This is a genomic window from Prochlorococcus marinus XMU1419, assembly GCF_017695955.1.
Lineage (GTDB): Bacteria > Cyanobacteriota > Cyanobacteriia > PCC-6307 > Cyanobiaceae > Prochlorococcus_A > Prochlorococcus_A marinus_AD.
Genome location: NZ_JAAORO010000003.1, coordinates 265,716 through 283,426 on the forward strand (window position 1 = coordinate 265,716; position 17,711 = coordinate 283,426).

Consider the following 17,711-nt stretch of genomic DNA (forward strand, 5'->3'; position numbering starts at 1 on the left):
AAAAGTCGCGCCTAATTAAGTATTTATACTTAGTACTCTAATAAATTCTTATCCTGATTAGGAAGTCAACTAAGTTAAAAATTATTTTTTGAATAATTTTCTAATATTATCTGATTGATTTTCGGAATATTTTCTTTAAATTTGAAAAACCCTTTTTTGGCGAATTTCCAAGCAAATAAATCTTCATCTCTAACAAGGTTAAAAATTTTTTTATGGTGTAAATTTTTAAATTCAGTTATGAAATCATAATTTTCTCCCACTCCAGGATAAATAATGTCTATTTCATTAGTATTTTTAAAAGTATTTTCCAATGAATAAGGATCAATCTGTTCAACATTATCAAATTGCTCTACAAATTCAGAGACCAAATCTTGTTTAAATTTCAAAACAGATTCAGACAATTTAATTTGTCTTTGTTCATTTTTTAAAAGGATAATAAATACTTTTTTATAGCTTAGAAGTAAATTTTTAAGGGTTGCAAGGTGCAGATCATTTTCAAACATAATCAGATTATCTGATTTAGGATCCATATCATTTTTATAAATCTCATCTTCAAATGGTATTTGATTAGATTCTTCAAGAAAAATTTGTTGATTACTTATTTTTTCTACATTAAATCTATTATTTGAAAACTTTCTGAGGTTTGATGATGAAAAAAGATATTGTTTTCCCTTCGTTTGCAATCCTCCTACCCATCTCCAGCTAAGGAGATTAGATGAAGCATCTCCATCAAAAAGATATTTAAAGAAAAACTTTGCTCCCAATTGCCATGGGAGGCCTAAATTAAATATCCAAGTACTCGCAAACCACATTCTTGTATGGTTATGCAAATAGTTGTACTGCTTTAATTCATGGACCCAAGAATTAAAAAAATCTAATTCTGTATTACCATTAATTGCACTTTCATATAGCTCATAATCAAAATCGAGATTGTTTTCTGAAATAAAGTTTTTCCAAACTTTAGGTCTATTTTCCAACCACCCTTTCCAGTAAACTCTCCAAAATATTTCTTCAACAAATTTAGTTGAATTTTTGATTTTGTACTTACTTTTAATATCATGTATCAGATCATATTCCGATAATATTCTGTGAGTAATGAAAGGCGATAATTTTGAAACTGAACTTTCGTTATTTGGCCCAAAATCAAAATTTCTTAATTTTGCATAATCATTGATTTTGTATTTCGCAAAATTTTCCCAGGTTTTTTGAGCTTTTAATAAAAATGACATTTCTCCTAACTTTAAAAAATTTTTTTTGGTATTGATAGAAATTTCAAAAATTTGATTTCAAATTTATCCTTAAAATTTTCTATTTCACTTTTAAGTAAATATGTTTGATTGAAGTATTTAATTTAAACGTCTTATAAGTACATTTTATACTTTTAAATCGCTCTCTGCGTAGGAGGATATTTAGTGGTCAATTACTTTTTAGATCTAATTTTTATTTTCAAATCTTTATTTAAATGATTTTTTCTAAAAGATTTTTAAATATTTATCAAAATTATTATGAATAATTTATTAGTGAGAGATGTTAAGTATCTAGATGAACAATACAGAATAGGTGAAGGCATAATTTCGGATGATGCATTTAAGCAACTTGAAAAGCTCTTTATTCCTGTTGATCCAGAGCCTGACTACTTTAATCAAAAAAATAATAAACTTTTGCCAAAATTAGCCAAAGAAAACTATAAAGAATTTTTGGAAAGTTTATTAACAAAAACAAGATTAAGCATTCAACCAAAAATTGATGGCTGTGCTATTGCAATTAGATATATAGATGGCAAGTTTAATAAAGCAATTACAAAAAAAGGATTAGATGTTTCAAGCAAAATTAAACAAATTAAAAATGTCCCCGATTGTATTCCTATCAAACGAGATTTTCAAATTAGAGGTGAACTATACGCTACAAACCAAGTTGCCGGCATTTCCCAAAGAATTACAAGAAAATACCTCAATGATAAGAAAGGGATTGGAGAAAGTCTCCGCTTTTGCTGTTTCCAAATACTTAATGGAAGACTTAATCAATACGAAACCCTTAACTATCTTAAAAAATGTGGCTTCAGCACCCCTGACAGTTACTTCACAAATCATACAAGCGAAATCCAAATATATAAAAAAAATTGGTTAGAGAAAAAAATATTTGCGAAATATCCAACTAATGGGATAGTTATAAAAATAAATAGTAGGAAATTACAGTTACTTAGAGAGAAAAGTTTATCTCAAAATAACGAATGGCAATATGCCATTGAAAAATAATATTGAATAGTATCTTCAATAAGAGCTCACGATACTAAATTCCATTATTTACAGTAGAAAGTAATTAAATTTTGGTTAAATTCCAAAACAATCTGCAGGATTACTAAATGACTGCCACTATTTCAAGACCTAAAATCTCTAACTGGGAAACATCTAATATTCCAAATCTTACAGGCAAAACAGCGCTAATCACAGGTGCGAATAGTGGTCTTGGATACTACACTGCTAAGGCCTTAGCAGAAAAAAATGCTCATGTTGTTATAGCTTGTAGATCGCTTGAAAAAGCTAATCAAACTATCAAAAAACTTAAATGTCTTAATCCTGAAGGATTATTTACACCTTTAGAATTAGATTTGTCAGATTTAAAAAATATTATTGAAATTCAGTCCAAAATTTTTGATAATTTTGAAAATTTAGATTTACTAATCAATAATGCAGGCATTATGCATCCGCCTAAAACTCTTAGTGCTCAAGGATATGAAATACAATTTGCAGTTAATCATCTAGCTCACATGCTTTTGACTTTAAAGCTACTTCCAATTATTGAAAAAAAAGAAGAATCTAGAATAGTGACGGTAACTTCCGGAGCACAATTTTTTGGCAAAGTTGGTTGGAAAAATCTGAAAGCCGAAAACTATTACAACAAATGGGAATCTTACTCCAATAGCAAATTGGCAAATGTAATGTTTGCTTTGGAACTAAATGAGAACTTAAAGCACAAAAATATACTTTCTTTAGCTGCTCACCCAGGAATTGCAAAAACAAATCTCTTTACTGCTCAAAAACCTAACCCTGGTCCATTAGAAACATTCTCATTAGAATTATTTAGTCCTATTTTTCAAACTGCTGAGATGGGTGCTCTACCTCAGCTTTTTGCAGCTACTTCACCAGACGCAAGAGGCGGTGATCATTATGGTCCTAGATTTAATTTCAGAGGTCATCCAAAACTATCCCCAACTTCTCCTTTCGCCATGAATAAAAAAGAAAGAAAAAATTTATGGGAAAAAAGCCTTGAAATACTTAGTAACTTCCTATAAATTTTTCATTTTTACTAACTTTAAAAAATATTTCAAGATATGTAATTCACTCTCTGAGAGTTTCATAAATTCTGTTAAGGCATCATAATTCTTTTCATCAATTTTTTTTGACAATTTAATAAAATTATCATGGTTTTCATTAACAAAGCGCTCAGCAATCTGAGATGGAGTTAAACCCTGCTCAATTAATTTACCTGGAGCATTTTTCTCCCACTTTTCATAAAACCAAGAGAACCAATATTTTGCAGTATTATCTTCCATGGAAAACTTTTCTTAGGCGAAACTATAAATACTGAAGAAAGATCTCATGATTGAATTACCCCTTAAACACAATTAATATAAATACAATTATAAATTAAATGATAGATAATCATTCAAGTAAAAGAAATATTAATCTTGTAATTGGATTAGGTAAATCTGGATTTTGGGCTGCCAAGTATTTGAGAAGCATCAATAAAAGAGTAATTGTTTGGGAAAGTAAAGATGGGAGAGACTTCTTAGAAAGAAAAACAGAATTAGAAGAGCTTAATGTACTAGTTTCCCTGAAAAAAGAATTTGTATTTGAAGAAATTCAACCTTTTGTGAAAGAGATTGAATCTGTTGTTGTAAGTCCATCAATACCTTATGACCATATAACTATTATTGAATTAAAAAAAAAGGGGATTCAAGTAATTGGAGAAATTAATGTTGCATGGGAAATTTTAAAAGACACTAATTGGATAGGTATTACTGGCACTAATGGCAAGACTACTGTTACTCATCTACTAAGCCATATACTCTCCGATAATGGATTATATGCTCCTTTTGCTGGAAATATTGGTACACCTTTATGTAAATATGCTCACTCCAAAAAACATGAAAAAATTGATTGGGTTGTAGCTGAATTAAGCAGTTATCAAATAGAAATATCTCCAGAAGTAAAACCTAATATTGGAATATGGACAACCTTCACAGAAGATCACCTTGAAAGACATAAAACACTTGAGAACTATTTCAACATAAAAAAAAGCTTGCTAGAAAAATCTGATTTTAGAATTTATAATTATGACGATGAAAACCTCAGAAATCACTGCAGTTCGCTATCAAGAGGGGTTTGGATAACAACTAGTTTCGATAAATCAAATTTTATTCAATGCGATTATTGGATAGATGATCAAGCATACATTGTTGAGAGAGGAAAGAAATTATTCAAACTTGAATATTTTTCTTTAAAAGGAATGCATAATCTTCAAAATCTTTTATTGGTAATTGCAGCAGCAAGAAAAGTTGGATTATCTGGAAAGAAGATTAAAGATTCTTTATCTAATTACAAACAATTACCCCATAGGATGGAAACAATTTATAAAAATAATGATCTGGAAATCATTAATGATAGTAAAGCTACAAATTTTGACTCATCTATTGCAGGAATAAGTTCAATTGAAGGTCAAATAATAATCATTGCTGGTGGTAGATTAAAAGGTAATGAATATAGTGAGTGGATAAAAGTTTTAAAGAAAAAAGTTAAATGTGTTTTTCTTTTTGGAGAAAGCTCAAAAGTCCTTAAAATGGCTCTTATAAAGGAAGGATTTAAAAAAAATATTTTTGAATTTTCAGAACTAAAAGAGCTTTTAAATTTTGTTTTTCATTATTTACAAAATAATAGGGTTGGAACATTATTATTCTCACCATCATGCTCTAGTTTTGATCAATTTAAAAATTATGAAGAGCGTGGAGATTATTTCAAGAAACTAATAAGTGAAAAATTAAAGGTTAATTAATCCATTTTTTGTTCAAGTATCATTTCGTAATTTTCAGGTCGGTCATCACAACCGTATACCCTCTAGCAAATATTCACTTAATTAGTTAGATTTCGATTATAAATTAATCACTAGCAATGAGTGAATCTAACAATTTACCTCAAGCAATAAGTCATAAAAAATTAAGCTACTTGATGCTTAAGGCACAAAAGGATTCTTATTTTTCTGATGAATTAGCAAAAATAGAAAGCCCTGAAAAAAGAGAATTTGAAGAATTAATCAACAACTGGGAAGCTTCAACTAAGAAGGTAGTTAATGAGTTATCAAAAAGAAAAGAGATTTTACTAAAAGATAAATCACCAAATTCTTTAATTGCACTTGGTGCCATGGAAGTTCACCTTAATATGGCTTTGCAAGCCTTAAATGCATTTAATAAAGGAGTTGATGAGTAAAATAACAGTTAAATTATAAGGAAGGCATCGAAAATAAGAGAAAATCTAAGTTTTTTTCAGTATCTAAAGAAACATCATCATAATAATTAACTTCAAAACCCAAGCCATCTCCAGATTCGAGAAATATATTTGATTTAGAGTCTTTACTTTTTAATAAAAGATTACCTTCTATTATTTGTATCCAATTATATTTATCGATTTTTAATGGCAATTTTTTTTCTTTAATTGGCTTATATTTACAACGCCATAAAGAGATACTTTGATTTAGAAAAAGCTTATTATTTTTACCTTCTTTGTAATTAAAAATAAGATTGTCCCACAACTTTTCATTTAATGAAATTTGATCATATCGAGGTTTGATATTTTCTTTTTGAGGGTATATCCAAATCTGGAACAACTTACAATTCACATTTTCTTCATTCTTCTCGCTATGAGAGATTCCAGTACCTGCAGACATAACTTGTACTTCATCTTTGTGAATTTTCCCAAGATTGTTTAAAGAGTCTCTATGAGTTATTGCTCCTTTTGTTACGACAGTAATTATTTCCATATTTGCATGAGAATGTGTATCAAATCCTGCATTAGGAGAAATAATATCTTCGTTTATAACTCTAATTTTCCCAAAATTATCCCATTTTGGATCTCTATGCTCTGCAAAAGAAAATGAATGCATCGAATTTAGCCATTCTCTAGTCGATCTAAATCTTTCGTGCGATTTCCTTATTTTAATTATTTTCAAAGACATAAATACCAAGAAATAAATATGTTGTATTTGTGTAAATTAAATATTTTTGAAAATTATAATTTATGAATAAGTGAAATTACTTTTTATTTATTTGTTGATTTTACTTTGTGCTTTATTTGCTTTATTAATTATTTTTTTTGCTTCTTCTCTTGTAGAACATTTTTCTGCCTCAACATTCAAGTTTTTTAGTTTATTTAATTGCTTTGAAATTTTCATATTAGGTTAACTTAACAAATAGAAATTAACACATATTTAATGGATTAGCTAAAAATACTGGTTTGCATTTGAGCCTTGCTACCTAAAAATAAGATTGGAGGATGGAATAATCAGAACAATATAGAGGGTGTATTGGATTATCTTTGATTGTTTTCTTAATTAAAAGCGGTCCAAGAGGATTATCAAAATTACTTTTCCTAATTGAGTTATATTGCATTATTTTTTTTGATATTCTTTTATTTCTATTTAGAAATTTACCTTTGTTGCCCCAACCTAACCATAAATCACAATTTTTACTTTCAGACCAGTGTTTTAAGTTTTTATAAATATGATTATTGTTTAGGTACCCCACAGGGTTTTTATGTTTAAAAAGTTTTTCTGGTTTGCTTGAAATAAGAGCAAATAGATTTATTAATTTTACTTTGCCGTAATTATTGTTTTTCGAAATTTTGATTATCTTTTTTGTTGTGTTGTCCAAGAAAACTTCATCCGATAATGAGGGATTTAAACCAATAAAGATAATCTCTTTTTTAGATTTAGAAATCTTATAACTTAAACTCCATCTATATAGTTTGTTTGCACTTATTAAACAATTTCTTTCTAGAAATAAATAATTCAACCTAAACCTACACCTCTAGCCATGAGAGTGGCAAAAAAAGGTATAGTTGCAAAGCCCACTAATTCAGTAGTAATGATTATTCTGAACCTATTGACTAGATTTTCAGATATTTCAGGTAATTTATTCTTACTTAATGGAATGGCCCATAAGATATAGGTTGTTGTTGGATATAAAGAAAGTAATCCCACAAGAATATAAAGAGAAACCTTTATCCAAAACACAGGATTACCTGTATAGAAATCACCTCCTTGACCAAAATACTTAACACGCAAAATCCCAGTAACTAATATCGCAACTCCTGCTAAACCATAAACCACATCTGCAATTATCATTGAGATCGTCTCATTTCTATTAAGACCTACTTTGAGAGTCAATCTTTCAAATAAAAGAGAACCGAAACACAGTATTATTCCTAAATAATGAACATATGCTACTAATGCACTTTTAGCAATTTCACCTGTCAATAAAGTTCCTAATAACATTTTCTAGTCAAAATTTATACAATACTAACCACCAAATAAAGAATTTGTTTAGAAAATAAATTAAACAATAAAAAGTTAGGTATTGAATCTAGGACTCTAAAAACCTTTTTTGACCATCTTCAAAGAAATCCTTTTTATTCCATACTTCGATTACATCTGGGAAATGTTTTTCCATACAATTATCACAAACCCCATGACTGAATCTAATATCACTAATTTTCGAAAGATATTTTTCTAAATGCATCCAATCGCCCTCCTTATTTTTCACTTCTCTGCAATATGAACAGACAGATAAAATACCTTCCTGTTTGTGCAAGTTAGACAAAGCATCTAGCAAGTTCAATGACTTTTTTCTAAGCTCTAAGAATGAAACTATTTGCTTGGATAATAATTCCATAATATTGAATTGTTGTGTAGTTAGATTTCCTGGCTTTCTGTCTATTACACAAAGAGTTCCAAGTTTATTACCATCACTATTTCTAAGGGGGAAACCTGCATAAAAACGAATCTTGGGGTCTCCTGTTACCAATGGATTATTTATAAACCTTTCATCTTGGAAAGCATCATGAATAATTAATGGACTATTTTCTTTTATTGCATGGGTACAAAAAGACCAATCTCTTCTAGTTTCTGATATTTGAAGTCCTATTTTGGATTTAAACCATTGTTTATCTTTGTCTACCAATGTCATTAAAGAAATAGGCACATTACAGGTTGTAGCAGCAATTTTTGTAATATCGTCATAACATGATTCTGGCTTGGTTCCCAAAATCCTATATTCTGCTAAAGCTTTTAATCTTCTTTCCTCTCCTTCTTTTTTTGATACAAGATTCTGCATTAATCTTCACCAATAATTAAAACTTTAAAATTAAAGTTTCTCCAAAAAACTTTTTCCGTCTAATACTTAATAAAAAAAAGATAAACTTATTGAATTGTTACTTACTGATTTATTACTTATTAATTTAATATTGATTGATTTAGCTTTGAGACTGCCATCCCAGCGATCCATCCACTTGTCCAACAATGTTGAAAATTAAATCCACCAGTGATCCCATCAACATCCAAAACTTCTCCAGAAAAAAATAACCCTGGACAAATTAAGCTCTCCATACTTTTAAAATTAACCTCATTAATTTTTACGCCTCCGGAGGTAACAAATTCCTCTCCAAATGGACCTTTGCCCGAAATTATATATTTATCCCTCATCAGAGTATTTATCATTTTCTCTCTTTCATCCGCCATTAAATCAGCCCATTTTTTCTCTTTATCAATACCTATTTTATTTAACAAAAAAATCCATAATCTTTTTGTTAATAGTGGAACAGGTCTACTATTAATAAGATTCATCTTGCCTTTATTTAATCTTAAATAATTAATTTTTTCTTTTAACTCCTCATAACTTAAAGAAGACCATTTAATGATTAAATTAAATTTATATTTTTGGCTATAAAGTTCCCTTGCTGCAATTGATGAAAGTTTTAATACTGCTGGCCCACTAAACCCCCAATGCGTTATTAGTAAATCGCCTCTATTTTGAAAATTCTTATTGTTTAAATTAATTTCTATATCTATGGCCCTTATCGATACACCACTACATTCATCCAAATTTGGTTCTTTTGTGGAAAAAGTAAAAAGTGATGGCACGGGTTTAACAATGGTGTGTCCAAGATTTTGAGCTAATTTATATCCGCTTGGATTACCTCCAGTTGAAAGAATAATATTTTTTGCAGTTACCTTTGCTTTTTTAAGACTAAAAATATTAAATATATTATCTGGAGTTTTTGCAATTTCTTTTACAAAAAATTTTGTTATAATCTCTACGTTTTTTGATAAAGCACTTTTTCTCAAACAATCAATAACATCCGAAGAAGAATTAGACACTGGGAATACTCTTAGATCTTCCTCAATTTTTAATTTTAAACCTTTTTTCTCAAACCAATCGTATACATCTCCAGCGGCAAAACGATTAAATGATTCTAAGAGCTGAATTCCACCTCTGGGGTAATTCTCAATTAGTTCATTCGGTATCCATGTCGCATTAGTGACGTTACATCTTCCCCCTCCACTAATCCTTACTTTCTCCATAAGTTTTGAAGTTCCTTCAAGAATTATTATTCTTTTTACTCCATTTTCAGCAGCAGTTATTGCTGTCATAAAACCGGCTGCACCGCCTCCAACAACTGCTAAATCAAAAGGTTCCAAAAACTTATTATTTAATATGCTTCAATCTGATAATAGCAAGTAGTTATAAAGAAAAATTAGTCCAACAACCATAAAAAAATAAATATAAAACTTTAAAACTACATAATAAATTGCTACGTTTCGCTAATTTTGTAATTTCTAGAAAAATCAACACAGTCGTTATTTTTATGCTTTAAGTTAATTAAATGAGTCTGTTATTTTCTTACGTTAAATATTCTGAGGCCAGTTTTCCTATGACTGGTCAATATACTGCTCTTCTTTTAATAACTTCTGTTATTTGGGTTCTACTTTGGTTTGGATATAGACAAAATAAGATAAATGATGAGATCAAGAAAAAAGAAAAAGAAGAAAGAATTAATGCGAAAGTTCAAAGAAGAAAGAAGTTAGAGAGTTTGTACCCTACTAATAAAAAAACTGTTTAAAATAAACAATTTTAGAAACATGAAAAAAAATAATTTCAAATCACTAATTCAGTACTTACCGGGAATTTTGATTCTTATTTATGTATTCTTTTTAGCATTTACTCAATTTATAAAATAAAATTTTAAAAGTTATTCGTTTTGATTGGAATCCTTTCTGCTTTTGGAGCTGCTACATCTTGGACATATGCGTGCTTTATTTGGCGCTCGCAAACTCAAAAATATAAATCAATAGATATTAATTTAATAAAAAATATAATAGCTTTTTTAATTTTTATACCTGCTTTTATCAATCTAAGTTCTACAACTGAATTAAAAAACATATTTATCCTACTAATTAGTGGAATAATAGGTATTGGTTTAGGTGATACTTTCTATTTAAAGTCACTACAAACAATTGGCACAAGAAAAACTTTATCTATAGAAACTCTTTCTCCGTTAATGGCAGCTTTATCAGGAGAATTTTTTATTAATGAAAATTTAACAACTAAATCATGGGTTGGAATAATTATAGTAACGATTTCGCTATTCATAATTCTCAGAAAAGATAACGATTTTAAAGAGGAAAACTCCTCTTTCTCAGAAAAAAATAACTTTAAGATTTTTGCTTTTCCTTTTTTATCAGTTTTATGTGCTGTTCTTGGAGGTCTTTTATCCAGGATTGTTTTCCTTCAAAGCAATTTATCTCCTTTCCTTACAACTGAAATAAGATTATTAGGTGCAATAATTTTTTTAATTAGTCTAAAAGGATTTAAGATTAATTTTTTCTTAAAAAATATAGACAAAAAACAACAAAAAAGATTTTTTATTTCAATACTTCTTGGAACAAATGTAGGAATATTTCTACAACAAGTTGTGTTTAAAACCCTTCCCATTGGAGTAGGTTGGGCTTTATTAAGCATATCTCCAGTAATTTCCTTATTTTTTGCTAAGACTGAGGAAAGAGAAATTACCAAAAAAATAATATTTTTTACTTGTTTTTTATTTTTTGGCTTGACATTAATAATTCTTTAATCTCTTAGTTAATGTAAAAAATACTCATGTTAATAAAAATCAAAATAAATAAAATTACCCTATAAACACTCAAAACAATGAAAGCATTAAAGAAAAAAAGACTCGGCACGTTGGAAGTTTATGTTATTTTTTTAAGCTGCATTTATGCAGGCTTTATAAGTTATAAATCTCTATTAAATGTTTTATTTACTTGGAATTAATTAATTCTTTCTAATGATTTAATCAACTTACCTCCATCTTGGTCATCATCATCATTTGAAGCGAAAAATAAAAAAAATATTCCTAAAGAAGCTATAGATAGCGAAATTGACAATACAGAAAGCTCATCCATAAATTAGAAATTTTTTTTATGATAAACGAAAAAAAATAAAAGACAGTAAAGAAATACACATTCTCGAAAATAAATATTTCTTTTATTTGTAAAATGAAAAACACATCCGAACTATTTCGTGAAAGTTCTAATAACTTCCCCCTGTAGTGCAAGCTTAATAATTCAGTATGGAATAAAAAGTTGGCCTATTTGGGAATGTGAGCCAAGCAAATTTCAATGGAGTTACGATGATAAGGAAATTTGCTTAATTATTGAAGGTCAAGCGAAAATAAGTACTCAAAACGGTGACATATACGTTATTAAAGCTGGAGATCTTGTTGAGTTTCCTGCTGGACTTAACTGCGAATGGGAAGTAACCAAAAGTATTAAAAAACATTATCGATTGGGTAGCTAAATTTAAGAAAAAAGATTTTTTCTTCTTTACTGTTAAGTCAATGTAGATAAAATATGGTTAATAGATAACTTTCAAGAAGGAAACTAATATTATGCCTTTTACTGATCAAGAATATTTTGAGGTTATTGAAAAAAACGAAATAGTAAAAAATGCCTTTGAAAATATTAAGCAAATTTGCATTGATTTACAAAAACAAACAAATTGTCCTGAAGAGGATCTAAAAGATTTTCTTGAATTTATTTCTAAACAATGGAATAAGTAATAATTAAAAAGCCTTTTAAATACTAAATTTAAAATTTCAATTTAATTTCTGAGACAATAAGTTCTAATCTAATTCCTTTTTTGGTTTTGTATTGATACTGGAAGTTCCCTTAGCAGCAGAAACGAAGAAAAAGAAGCCTACAATTCCTGATATACCAAATATCGCAGCCAAAGGATCAAAAGTGAAAGAAAACATAGAATTTATAAAATCAAGATAAATAATAGTTTTTGAATCAAAATTGTACAATTATTGTTAAGTATAAAAAATAACAATCGCGCGATTCATTATGTCATTTTTAGTTTCTCAGTAGGTTCAAAAAAATTATTATTCAAATTGAATTTAAGAATAAAAATATCAATACATACCAAATATCTATTCGTGCTAAAGAGAAAAGTTTTTAAAAAATATTTATAGAAATATTGAATAAAACACTACCCAGAGGATCCACAATTGTTGTTTCTTTAGATTATTATCAATCTATGACAGAATTTTATTCAGCTTCTTCCTTAGTAAGTCCTTTTACAGCGATACTATGGTGCCTTTATCCAGTAGCTGTACTTGTAATCATTGAATTACTCCTGGGGGGTGGGTTTGATGATGACAATAATGACGATCAAGATGGTGGAATGCTAATACCTGCTTACTCTAGATCAGACGTTTGAATTAAAGTCTCATAAGTAATTTAATTAAATTGGCGGACATTATTAATACAACTCATATTTCCCTAATTACACTTACCATCCTTATGATTTCCTCTCTAACCTGGCTCGTCTTAAAAACCCTTAAGGAAGGTAGAAAGGCTCTTATAGAAATAGATAAGGATAGATCGTGAAATACAATAAACATTCAATAATGTAGAATTTGATTAGATTTATAAAACTCTTAGATTTATAAGTTTTACTTACTAAAAAGATATATTTCTAATATCTAAAACTTTTCATTCTCAAATTTTGGGAAAAGCATAAAAAACTTAGATAAATACTAGAATTTGTCTGATTGCTAAGTCAAAAAATTACCAATCTGTTGAAATCCCATTTTTATGAAAGGACTTCTTTGTTATTACTTTAATAAATAAAAATGCATCTAAATTCTTTACTTTATATTTGTTCTATATCTTTATTCATTTATATAATGGCGCTGTTTTGGAGAGACTTGCCAAATCAAAAAAAGTAAATAAATAATTAATATTAATTTTGTTGCTTATAAAAAAAAATTGAGTTATTAATTTAATATTGGATTTAATTTTTTTATATAAATGCTGAAAGAAACTTCAAATAACAATAACAAAAACATATTTTCAAAAACTAACGGTATTGCAAAAGAAAAGATGATTTGCAAAGACGGATTCTGTTCATTACCAAATCGAGATGAGCTCCCAAAACAAGATTCAAATGATATGAATTTATTTGATCCTATTTAGTAAATAAAAAAAATTTTTAAAAAATTGAAGATTAAATTGATAGTGTTAAATTATTTGAATTTTTAATTTATGCTTAATGACTTTTTGAATGCATATAAAGAGTTTTGGATTAAAGCTACAGAATTCAAAGGATTCACATCTCGATCAGACTGGTGGTTAGTTCAATTAGCCAATCTTATAATTTCTTCCCTAACTATCCCAATATTTTTAAAAACGTTTGGTTTTAATGCTTATGGATTAGTTTGTGTCATTCCTCAAATAGCTATTGACATAAGAAGAATCAGAGACTTTGGGAAAGATTGGAAATGGATCTTTATTAATTTAATACCAATCTTCGGATGGATCTTGTGGTTTATCTGGTTAGGCTTTGGTAAGAAAGGTAATGGAAAAAATAAACTTCTATAGAAATTAACTTTTTATTTTTTTTCTTTTTTTAAAATCTACAAATCTTATCTTGTTTCTTAACTCTAATTGTTTTTCAAGAATTCTAAACACATGCATCTCGCATTCGGTTAATTTAAGAAACTGATCGAGTGTATCTTTATCTTCTTCATCAAAATCTTCGAAAACTTCTGAAATAGCAATACTATTTCTAGATATAAAATCCTCTGCTACATCTCGTGGATTTTTTCCTGATTCAAAATCCTGAAAAGCTTCATAAGAATTAAGTTCCCTCGTTAACCATTTAAACCATGGTTCATTTTTATTATGTTTTTTATTTATGATTTTCTTCATAAAAAATTTTTTACTAGTTTAATCATTATTAGTTATTCATTCTTTGACAGCTGTACAATTACTTATTTTTAAAATTTAATTAAAAATAAACCTAATTTATTTTTTTAAAAATAACTAGCATAATTACCCTTAAAGCTATGTAAAGAATAAGTATTTATTACTCATTTTTTTGTTTATGACATAGCTAGAATTTGTTTTTAATAAAGAACATTGTCAATTCCTTTTTATGACTTTCCTTCGTCTCCAATTTTAATAATTGGTGCTCTTGGCATTGCAGTCGCAATAGCAGTTTTTTTTGTCTCTTACCAAAAATATTTCAATTCTCCTTTGAACAAAGAGCGTGCAGAAAAGAAAAAATCCCTAATTAAGGAACAAAAAGAATTAAATAAAAGATTAGAAAAAATAGAACAAGATTTAAAAAGTTTATAAAAATTACTATTAAATAGAGACGAGTGAATGATCTCGAATTCAAGACCATAATTTCTTAAGACGGAATTTTGGTCTATAAGTGAATATGGATAAAGATCATCTTATTGATTTAATTTCTAATAGTCTTCTTACTGAGATCAAAGATTCTGAATCAAGTAGGAACATCAGTGATTTCAAGAATTACCTAGAGAAATTAAATTTAGAACAATTAAGGACTATGTCTAAAGAATTTATTCTTTAGTAATCTGTAGTAAAAATTAGATTTAATAGTTAATAATCAAAACTTCATTAAATTTGTTATCTTCATTAGAAAAGGTGGAATATGCACGATGTAAAAAGAAGTGACTTTTCAATAAAGCCATTCCTTAAAAGAAATAATTTTAGAGCTCTTTATCAAATTCTCACTACCATTATTCCAATAATTTCTATTTGGTTAATTATTTACCAAATAATAAATCATCCTTTTTCTTCACTTATTAAATGTCTTTTATTGATACCTATTATCTGTCTTCTGACGCTGTTCTCTTCTAGAACATTCTCATTAATGCATGATTGTGGTCATAATTCTCTTTTTACAAAACGTAAATTAAACCGCCTTTTTGGATTTTTGCTGGGTTTGATTAATGGTATTCCACAGAAATCATGGTCTATTGATCATGCATTTCATCATAGAAATAATGGTAATTGGGAGATTTATAAAGGTCCCATAGATGTTTTAAGTCTTGAAGAATATAATTCTCTCTCTAAGAGAGAAAAGATATTTTACAAAATAAGTCGTAATTGGATAATGCTTTTCCCAGGCGGATTCTTTTACTTAGTTTTAAAGCCTAGATTAGGACTTATTATTATTATTTTTAATTTAACTAAAGATATAGTTAAAGAAACTTTTATCAAAATAAAAAACAGGAGATTTTCAGAACTTTTAGCTATTAATTCGAGAGTAAAGCCGCCTTTTACAGATTATGGGGATAACTTTAGTGAATTATTTGAATTAATCATTAACAATGTAGTTGTAATAATTGGTTGGATATTTATGTGCAGATGGTTAGGTTCAGTTTTTTTCTTATCATTTTATTCCTTGGTAACTACACTTTCAGCCGCAATCCTAATATGTGTATTTTTCGTACAGCACAACTATCAAAATGCATATGCTAAAAATACACAAAATTGGGATATAGTCGATGGAGCGATTTTAGGTAGTAGCAATTTAGATATACCTAATTGGCTAAATTGGTTTTTAGCAGACATATCTTTTCACAGCATTCATCATCTCTCCGAGAGAATACCAAATTACAATTTAAGAGATTGTCATAAAGCAAATATGCATTTGCTTCATAAATCAAAGTTTTTAAAATTAAGAGATTTTCCTAACTGTTTCAGATATATTATTTGGGACAGTAAGAATGAAAAATTAATTCCAATAAGCTAATAGTTAATTCAACCTTCTTCTCAATTTTCTTTTTAGAGGAATATTGCTATATGCATGAGTACCAATAGATGGTGGTAAGTCATTCTTTAATGGATGCATAAAAGCATTTGCCATACTCTCTAACATTTTCGAAAGCCAATTAATTAATGATTTCATTTGAAAATATAAAAGTGTACTTTTTATCTTCTAACTAAATTACTTAAAAGTAAATCAGTCTTTATACTGATTTGATGAAAGATTAACTTATAAAATTAATATTGAACAATTAAAAGTGTTTCTTTCTTTTATCTTTTAAAAAAAATAATAATACTACCTTTTCAAAGGCAAACTAGGTGAAATATAGCTTTAGTAAATAATACTTATTTTTTCTAATTCACTTAATAAATTAAGTTATTGAACATAAATTCGTGCTATATCTCTATTCCAAATAAATTAGACAATATTATGAATGATTCATTTGTTTCTACTAACCAAAACACAGAAATAGATTCTATTAATTCATATTTTGAGTGTATTACTGAATGCAGTATTGTGGATGGTCATCAAGAATGTATTACTCGTTGTTTAGAAGTTCATTTAAAGGGGGGTGAGCAAAATGAATAAAAATAATTCACCTCAAAGAAAAACAACTTTAAAATGGAACTCGAATGGAGAGCTTTCCGAAATTGATATGTTAAGAATTTTAGAAAAAATATCATCTCATGATCTTAATCAATGTGAATTAACATGCGATTCTGATAAAAATTAAGTTGTTTTTTAAATATATTTAGCAATACTGCTGATAAAAAAGCAGCTTATGGGATTTTTGTAATATATCAATTTTAATTAAACAGATTTCAATTAAGATTTAGAACATTTTCGAAATATCATAAGTTTTATTTTAAAAAATTAATTTTAGAACTTCTAGTTTTTTTTAAGAATGTTTTACTAATTTCTTTTTTTGTTAGTTGAATTGGTTTTACAAAACCTGAATCTCCGTGGGTTGGACAATAATAAGTCATAAGCATCCACTTTTTTTCTTCATCCATAACTAATTTCTTTATAAATAATGATTAAGTAAATAGGATAAATTAAGAAAATTGATTTTTTTTAATCTTTTTTTCTTTTTTACTTAATAATTTATAAAAATTTTGAATCCATTCTCACAAAATAGATATAAATACGCATGACTTTAAAAAAAAATCCTGCTATTTATAAATAAACTCAAAATTATTCATGTCTCTAGAATCGATATTGATGGTAGTTGCTCCAATCTGTCTTTTTACCGTAGGAGTTATTGTTTTACCTATTTTAGTAAAGCCACGTAAACAATCTGGTTTACCTAAGAGGTATATACGCGGTCTTTAAATTAATTAAGCTTTAAGGAAGAGCATAGACAATCAGCATTAGAAAAAAAGAAATAATTAATAAGATTGCGATAAAAGAATAATAAAAAATGTTTGGCACAAATAGTTTTATTTGCAGATGAAATTAAAATCTCAAAAACTGTATCAAAAAAAAATTATAAATTCTTTCATTATGAGATTCTGTG

The 17,711-nt window shown here is 27.8% G+C and carries 30 protein-coding genes; 17 read left to right on the forward strand and 13 right to left on the reverse strand.

Going from position 1 to position 17,711, the window contains the following annotated elements:
* Positions 1-74: 74 nt before the first annotated feature.
* Positions 75-1,229: an FAD-binding domain-containing protein gene (locus HA151_RS07505; protein ID WP_209106851.1), complete on the reverse strand. Its 1,155-nt coding sequence runs from the start codon at positions 1,227-1,229 to the stop codon at positions 75-77.
* A 276-nt stretch (positions 1,230-1,505) separates the two neighbouring features.
* Between HA151_RS07505 and HA151_RS07510 the strand changes: the two genes are divergently transcribed.
* Together HA151_RS07510 and HA151_RS07515 are read left to right on the forward strand one after the other, a co-directional pair.
* A complete protein-coding gene (locus HA151_RS07510) occupies positions 1,506-2,255 on the forward strand; it encodes an NAD-dependent DNA ligase (RefSeq protein ID WP_209106852.1) in 750 nt (249 codons plus the stop codon).
* Between the two features lie 107 nt (positions 2,256-2,362).
* Positions 2,363-3,292 carry an oxidoreductase gene (locus tag HA151_RS07515; RefSeq protein WP_209106853.1) on the forward strand — a complete coding sequence of 310 codons (930 nt, stop codon included), beginning with the start codon at positions 2,363-2,365 and terminating at the stop codon, positions 3,290-3,292.
* Here HA151_RS07515 and HA151_RS07520 read toward each other — a convergent pair.
* The gene (locus HA151_RS07520) at positions 3,287-3,553 is read right to left on the reverse strand and encodes a hypothetical protein (RefSeq protein ID WP_209106854.1); all 267 of its coding nucleotides are present in this window, start codon (positions 3,551-3,553) and stop codon (positions 3,287-3,289) included. The two genes, HA151_RS07515 and HA151_RS07520, sit on opposite strands and share 6 nt — an antisense overlap.
* Positions 3,554-3,651: 98 nt before the next feature.
* Between HA151_RS07520 and murD the strand changes: the two genes are divergently transcribed.
* Complete coding sequence (gene murD / locus HA151_RS07525) at positions 3,652-5,052, forward strand: UDP-N-acetylmuramoyl-L-alanine--D-glutamate ligase (protein ID WP_209106855.1); 1,401 nt, start codon at positions 3,652-3,654, stop codon at positions 5,050-5,052.
* A gap of 116 nt (positions 5,053-5,168) precedes the next feature.
* On the forward strand, positions 5,169-5,483 hold the full coding sequence (locus tag HA151_RS07530; RefSeq protein ID WP_209106856.1) for an MATH domain-containing protein: 315 nt from the start codon (positions 5,169-5,171) through the stop codon (positions 5,481-5,483).
* Between the two features lie 13 nt (positions 5,484-5,496).
* Here HA151_RS07530 and HA151_RS07535 read toward each other — a convergent pair whose 3' ends face one another.
* The 6 genes from HA151_RS07535 to HA151_RS07555 all read right to left on the reverse strand — a co-directional run bounded on the left by HA151_RS07535 (position 5,497) and on the right by HA151_RS07555 (position 9,747).
* Positions 5,497-6,228 carry a pirin family protein gene (locus HA151_RS07535; protein ID WP_209106857.1) on the reverse strand — a complete coding sequence of 244 codons (732 nt, stop codon included), beginning with the start codon at positions 6,226-6,228 and terminating at the stop codon, positions 5,497-5,499.
* Positions 6,229-6,315: 87 nt separating this feature from the next.
* Entirely contained in the window at positions 6,316-6,444 is a 129-nt protein-coding gene (locus HA151_RS09355) for a hypothetical protein (RefSeq protein ID WP_011863480.1), read from the reverse strand.
* An 82-nt stretch (positions 6,445-6,526) separates the two neighbouring features.
* Positions 6,527-7,063: a DUF1643 domain-containing protein gene (locus HA151_RS07540; protein ID WP_209106858.1), complete on the reverse strand. Its 537-nt coding sequence runs from the start codon at positions 7,061-7,063 to the stop codon at positions 6,527-6,529.
* Positions 7,060-7,545: a DUF2214 family protein gene (locus HA151_RS07545; protein ID WP_209106859.1), complete on the reverse strand. Its 486-nt coding sequence runs from the start codon at positions 7,543-7,545 to the stop codon at positions 7,060-7,062. Before HA151_RS07545 ends, HA151_RS07540 begins: the two co-directional genes overlap by 4 nt.
* A gap of 88 nt (positions 7,546-7,633) precedes the next feature.
* Entirely contained in the window at positions 7,634-8,383 is a 750-nt protein-coding gene (locus HA151_RS07550; RefSeq protein ID WP_209106860.1) for a GAF domain-containing protein, read from the reverse strand.
* 119 nt (positions 8,384-8,502) lie between these two features.
* The gene (locus HA151_RS07555; RefSeq protein ID WP_209106861.1) at positions 8,503-9,747 is read right to left on the reverse strand and encodes an NAD(P)/FAD-dependent oxidoreductase; all 1,245 of its coding nucleotides are present in this window, start codon (positions 9,745-9,747) and stop codon (positions 8,503-8,505) included.
* Between the two features lie 185 nt (positions 9,748-9,932).
* Here HA151_RS07555 and HA151_RS07560 point away from each other — a divergent pair, with 185 nt between their 5' ends.
* Complete coding sequence (locus HA151_RS07560) at positions 9,933-10,169, forward strand: hypothetical protein (protein WP_025954851.1); 237 nt, start codon at positions 9,933-9,935, stop codon at positions 10,167-10,169.
* A gap of 138 nt (positions 10,170-10,307) precedes the next feature.
* Complete coding sequence (locus HA151_RS07565; protein WP_209106862.1) at positions 10,308-11,180, forward strand: EamA family transporter; 873 nt, start codon at positions 10,308-10,310, stop codon at positions 11,178-11,180.
* A 196-nt stretch (positions 11,181-11,376) separates the two neighbouring features.
* Here the strand turns inward: HA151_RS07565 and HA151_RS09360 are convergent, their stop codons facing one another.
* Positions 11,377-11,511, reverse strand: coding sequence for a hypothetical protein (locus HA151_RS09360; protein ID WP_012008254.1), 135 nt, complete (start codon positions 11,509-11,511; stop codon positions 11,377-11,379).
* A gap of 118 nt (positions 11,512-11,629) precedes the next feature.
* On the opposite strand from HA151_RS09360, the gene HA151_RS07570 reads away from it, so the two are divergent.
* Both HA151_RS07570 and HA151_RS07575 read left to right on the forward strand, forming a co-directional pair.
* Complete coding sequence (locus HA151_RS07570; RefSeq protein WP_209106863.1) at positions 11,630-11,905, forward strand: cupin domain-containing protein; 276 nt, start codon at positions 11,630-11,632, stop codon at positions 11,903-11,905.
* A gap of 91 nt (positions 11,906-11,996) precedes the next feature.
* Positions 11,997-12,167, forward strand: a complete 171-nt coding sequence (locus tag HA151_RS07575; RefSeq protein ID WP_209106864.1) for a hypothetical protein — start codon at positions 11,997-11,999, stop codon at positions 12,165-12,167.
* A 63-nt stretch (positions 12,168-12,230) separates the two neighbouring features.
* On the opposite strand, the gene HA151_RS09365 is transcribed toward HA151_RS07575, so the two are convergent.
* Complete coding sequence (locus HA151_RS09365; protein ID WP_257008698.1) at positions 12,231-12,362, reverse strand: hypothetical protein; 132 nt, start codon at positions 12,360-12,362, stop codon at positions 12,231-12,233.
* 284 nt (positions 12,363-12,646) lie between these two features.
* On the opposite strand from HA151_RS09365, the gene HA151_RS07585 reads away from it, so the two are divergent.
* From HA151_RS07585 to HA151_RS07595, 3 genes are all read left to right on the forward strand, one after another.
* On the forward strand, positions 12,647-12,829 hold the full coding sequence (locus tag HA151_RS07585; protein WP_209107153.1) for a hypothetical protein: 183 nt from the start codon (positions 12,647-12,649) through the stop codon (positions 12,827-12,829).
* Positions 12,830-13,422: 593 nt separating this feature from the next.
* Positions 13,423-13,587, forward strand: a complete 165-nt coding sequence (locus HA151_RS07590) for a hypothetical protein (RefSeq protein ID WP_209106865.1) — start codon at positions 13,423-13,425, stop codon at positions 13,585-13,587.
* Between the two features lie 69 nt (positions 13,588-13,656).
* Positions 13,657-13,992, forward strand: coding sequence for a DUF805 domain-containing protein (locus HA151_RS07595; protein ID WP_209106866.1), 336 nt, complete (start codon positions 13,657-13,659; stop codon positions 13,990-13,992).
* A 3-nt stretch (positions 13,993-13,995) separates the two neighbouring features.
* Here HA151_RS07595 and HA151_RS07600 read toward each other — a convergent pair whose 3' ends face one another.
* Positions 13,996-14,322 carry a restriction endonuclease subunit S gene (locus HA151_RS07600; protein WP_209106867.1) on the reverse strand — a complete coding sequence of 109 codons (327 nt, stop codon included), beginning with the start codon at positions 14,320-14,322 and terminating at the stop codon, positions 13,996-13,998.
* A gap of 210 nt (positions 14,323-14,532) precedes the next feature.
* Here HA151_RS07600 and HA151_RS07605 point away from each other — a divergent pair, with 210 nt between their 5' ends.
* The 3 genes from HA151_RS07605 to HA151_RS07615 all read left to right on the forward strand — a co-directional run bounded on the left by HA151_RS07605 (position 14,533) and on the right by HA151_RS07615 (position 16,180).
* A complete protein-coding gene (locus HA151_RS07605; RefSeq protein ID WP_209106868.1) occupies positions 14,533-14,751 on the forward strand; it encodes a M protein in 219 nt (72 codons plus the stop codon).
* A gap of 85 nt (positions 14,752-14,836) precedes the next feature.
* Positions 14,837-14,992, forward strand: coding sequence for a hypothetical protein (locus HA151_RS07610; RefSeq protein ID WP_209106869.1), 156 nt, complete (start codon positions 14,837-14,839; stop codon positions 14,990-14,992).
* An 81-nt stretch (positions 14,993-15,073) separates the two neighbouring features.
* On the forward strand, positions 15,074-16,180 hold the full coding sequence (locus tag HA151_RS07615; protein ID WP_209106870.1) for a fatty acid desaturase: 1,107 nt from the start codon (positions 15,074-15,076) through the stop codon (positions 16,178-16,180).
* Positions 16,181-16,183: 3 nt separating this feature from the next.
* Here the strand turns inward: HA151_RS07615 and HA151_RS07620 are convergent, their stop codons facing one another.
* A complete protein-coding gene (locus HA151_RS07620) occupies positions 16,184-16,336 on the reverse strand; it encodes a hypothetical protein (protein ID WP_209106871.1) in 153 nt (50 codons plus the stop codon).
* 237 nt (positions 16,337-16,573) lie between these two features.
* On the opposite strand from HA151_RS07620, the gene HA151_RS07625 reads away from it, so the two are divergent.
* Positions 16,574-16,783, forward strand: coding sequence for a hypothetical protein (locus HA151_RS07625; protein ID WP_146629779.1), 210 nt, complete (start codon positions 16,574-16,576; stop codon positions 16,781-16,783).
* Complete coding sequence (locus tag HA151_RS07630; protein ID WP_209106872.1) at positions 16,776-16,928, forward strand: hypothetical protein; 153 nt, start codon at positions 16,776-16,778, stop codon at positions 16,926-16,928. Before HA151_RS07625 ends, HA151_RS07630 begins: the two co-directional genes overlap by 8 nt.
* A gap of 127 nt (positions 16,929-17,055) precedes the next feature.
* Here the strand turns inward: HA151_RS07630 and HA151_RS07635 are convergent, their stop codons facing one another.
* On the reverse strand, positions 17,056-17,208 hold the full coding sequence (locus tag HA151_RS07635) for a hypothetical protein (RefSeq protein ID WP_209106873.1): 153 nt from the start codon (positions 17,206-17,208) through the stop codon (positions 17,056-17,058).
* Positions 17,209-17,395: 187 nt separating this feature from the next.
* Here HA151_RS07635 and HA151_RS09370 point away from each other — a divergent pair, with 187 nt between their 5' ends.
* A complete protein-coding gene (locus HA151_RS09370) occupies positions 17,396-17,527 on the forward strand; it encodes a hypothetical protein (protein WP_257008834.1) in 132 nt (43 codons plus the stop codon).
* Positions 17,528-17,711: the final 184 nt, after the last annotated feature.

Coding starts and splice junctions, on each gene's coding strand:
- HA151_RS07550 (WP_209106860.1), bottom strand. CDS start 8,383: ATGCAGAATCTTGTATCAAAAAAAGAAGGAGAGGAAAGAAGATTAAAA.
- HA151_RS07590 (WP_209106865.1), top strand. CDS start 13,423: ATGCTGAAAGAAACTTCAAATAACAATAACAAAAACATATTTTCAAAA.
- HA151_RS07630 (WP_209106872.1), top strand. CDS start 16,776: ATGAATAAAAATAATTCACCTCAAAGAAAAACAACTTTAAAATGGAAC.
- HA151_RS07585 (WP_209107153.1), top strand. CDS start 12,647: ATGACAGAATTTTATTCAGCTTCTTCCTTAGTAAGTCCTTTTACAGCG.
- HA151_RS09355 (WP_011863480.1), bottom strand. CDS start 6,444: ATGAAAATTTCAAAGCAATTAAATAAACTAAAAAACTTGAATGTTGAG.
- HA151_RS07515 (WP_209106853.1), top strand. CDS start 2,363: ATGACTGCCACTATTTCAAGACCTAAAATCTCTAACTGGGAAACATCT.
- HA151_RS07535 (WP_209106857.1), bottom strand. CDS start 6,228: ATGTCTTTGAAAATAATTAAAATAAGGAAATCGCACGAAAGATTTAGA.
- murD (WP_209106855.1), top strand. CDS start 3,652: ATGATAGATAATCATTCAAGTAAAAGAAATATTAATCTTGTAATTGGA.
- HA151_RS07510 (WP_209106852.1), top strand. CDS start 1,506: ATGAATAATTTATTAGTGAGAGATGTTAAGTATCTAGATGAACAATAC.
- HA151_RS07600 (WP_209106867.1), bottom strand. CDS start 14,322: ATGAAGAAAATCATAAATAAAAAACATAATAAAAATGAACCATGGTTT.
- HA151_RS07505 (WP_209106851.1), bottom strand. CDS start 1,229: ATGTCATTTTTATTAAAAGCTCAAAAAACCTGGGAAAATTTTGCGAAA.
- HA151_RS07530 (WP_209106856.1), top strand. CDS start 5,169: ATGAGTGAATCTAACAATTTACCTCAAGCAATAAGTCATAAAAAATTA.
- HA151_RS07560 (WP_025954851.1), top strand. CDS start 9,933: ATGAGTCTGTTATTTTCTTACGTTAAATATTCTGAGGCCAGTTTTCCT.
- HA151_RS09365 (WP_257008698.1), bottom strand. CDS start 12,362: ATGTTTTCTTTCACTTTTGATCCTTTGGCTGCGATATTTGGTATATCA.
- HA151_RS07520 (WP_209106854.1), bottom strand. CDS start 3,553: ATGGAAGATAATACTGCAAAATATTGGTTCTCTTGGTTTTATGAAAAG.
- HA151_RS07545 (WP_209106859.1), bottom strand. CDS start 7,545: ATGTTATTAGGAACTTTATTGACAGGTGAAATTGCTAAAAGTGCATTA.
- HA151_RS07620 (WP_209106871.1), bottom strand. CDS start 16,336: ATGAAATCATTAATTAATTGGCTTTCGAAAATGTTAGAGAGTATGGCA.
- HA151_RS07635 (WP_209106873.1), bottom strand. CDS start 17,208: ATGGATGAAGAAAAAAAGTGGATGCTTATGACTTATTATTGTCCAACC.
- HA151_RS07610 (WP_209106869.1), top strand. CDS start 14,837: ATGGATAAAGATCATCTTATTGATTTAATTTCTAATAGTCTTCTTACT.
- HA151_RS07575 (WP_209106864.1), top strand. CDS start 11,997: ATGCCTTTTACTGATCAAGAATATTTTGAGGTTATTGAAAAAAACGAA.
- HA151_RS07615 (WP_209106870.1), top strand. CDS start 15,074: ATGCACGATGTAAAAAGAAGTGACTTTTCAATAAAGCCATTCCTTAAA.
- HA151_RS09370 (WP_257008834.1), top strand. CDS start 17,396: ATGTCTCTAGAATCGATATTGATGGTAGTTGCTCCAATCTGTCTTTTT.
- HA151_RS07595 (WP_209106866.1), top strand. CDS start 13,657: ATGCTTAATGACTTTTTGAATGCATATAAAGAGTTTTGGATTAAAGCT.
- HA151_RS09360 (WP_012008254.1), bottom strand. CDS start 11,511: ATGGATGAGCTTTCTGTATTGTCAATTTCGCTATCTATAGCTTCTTTA.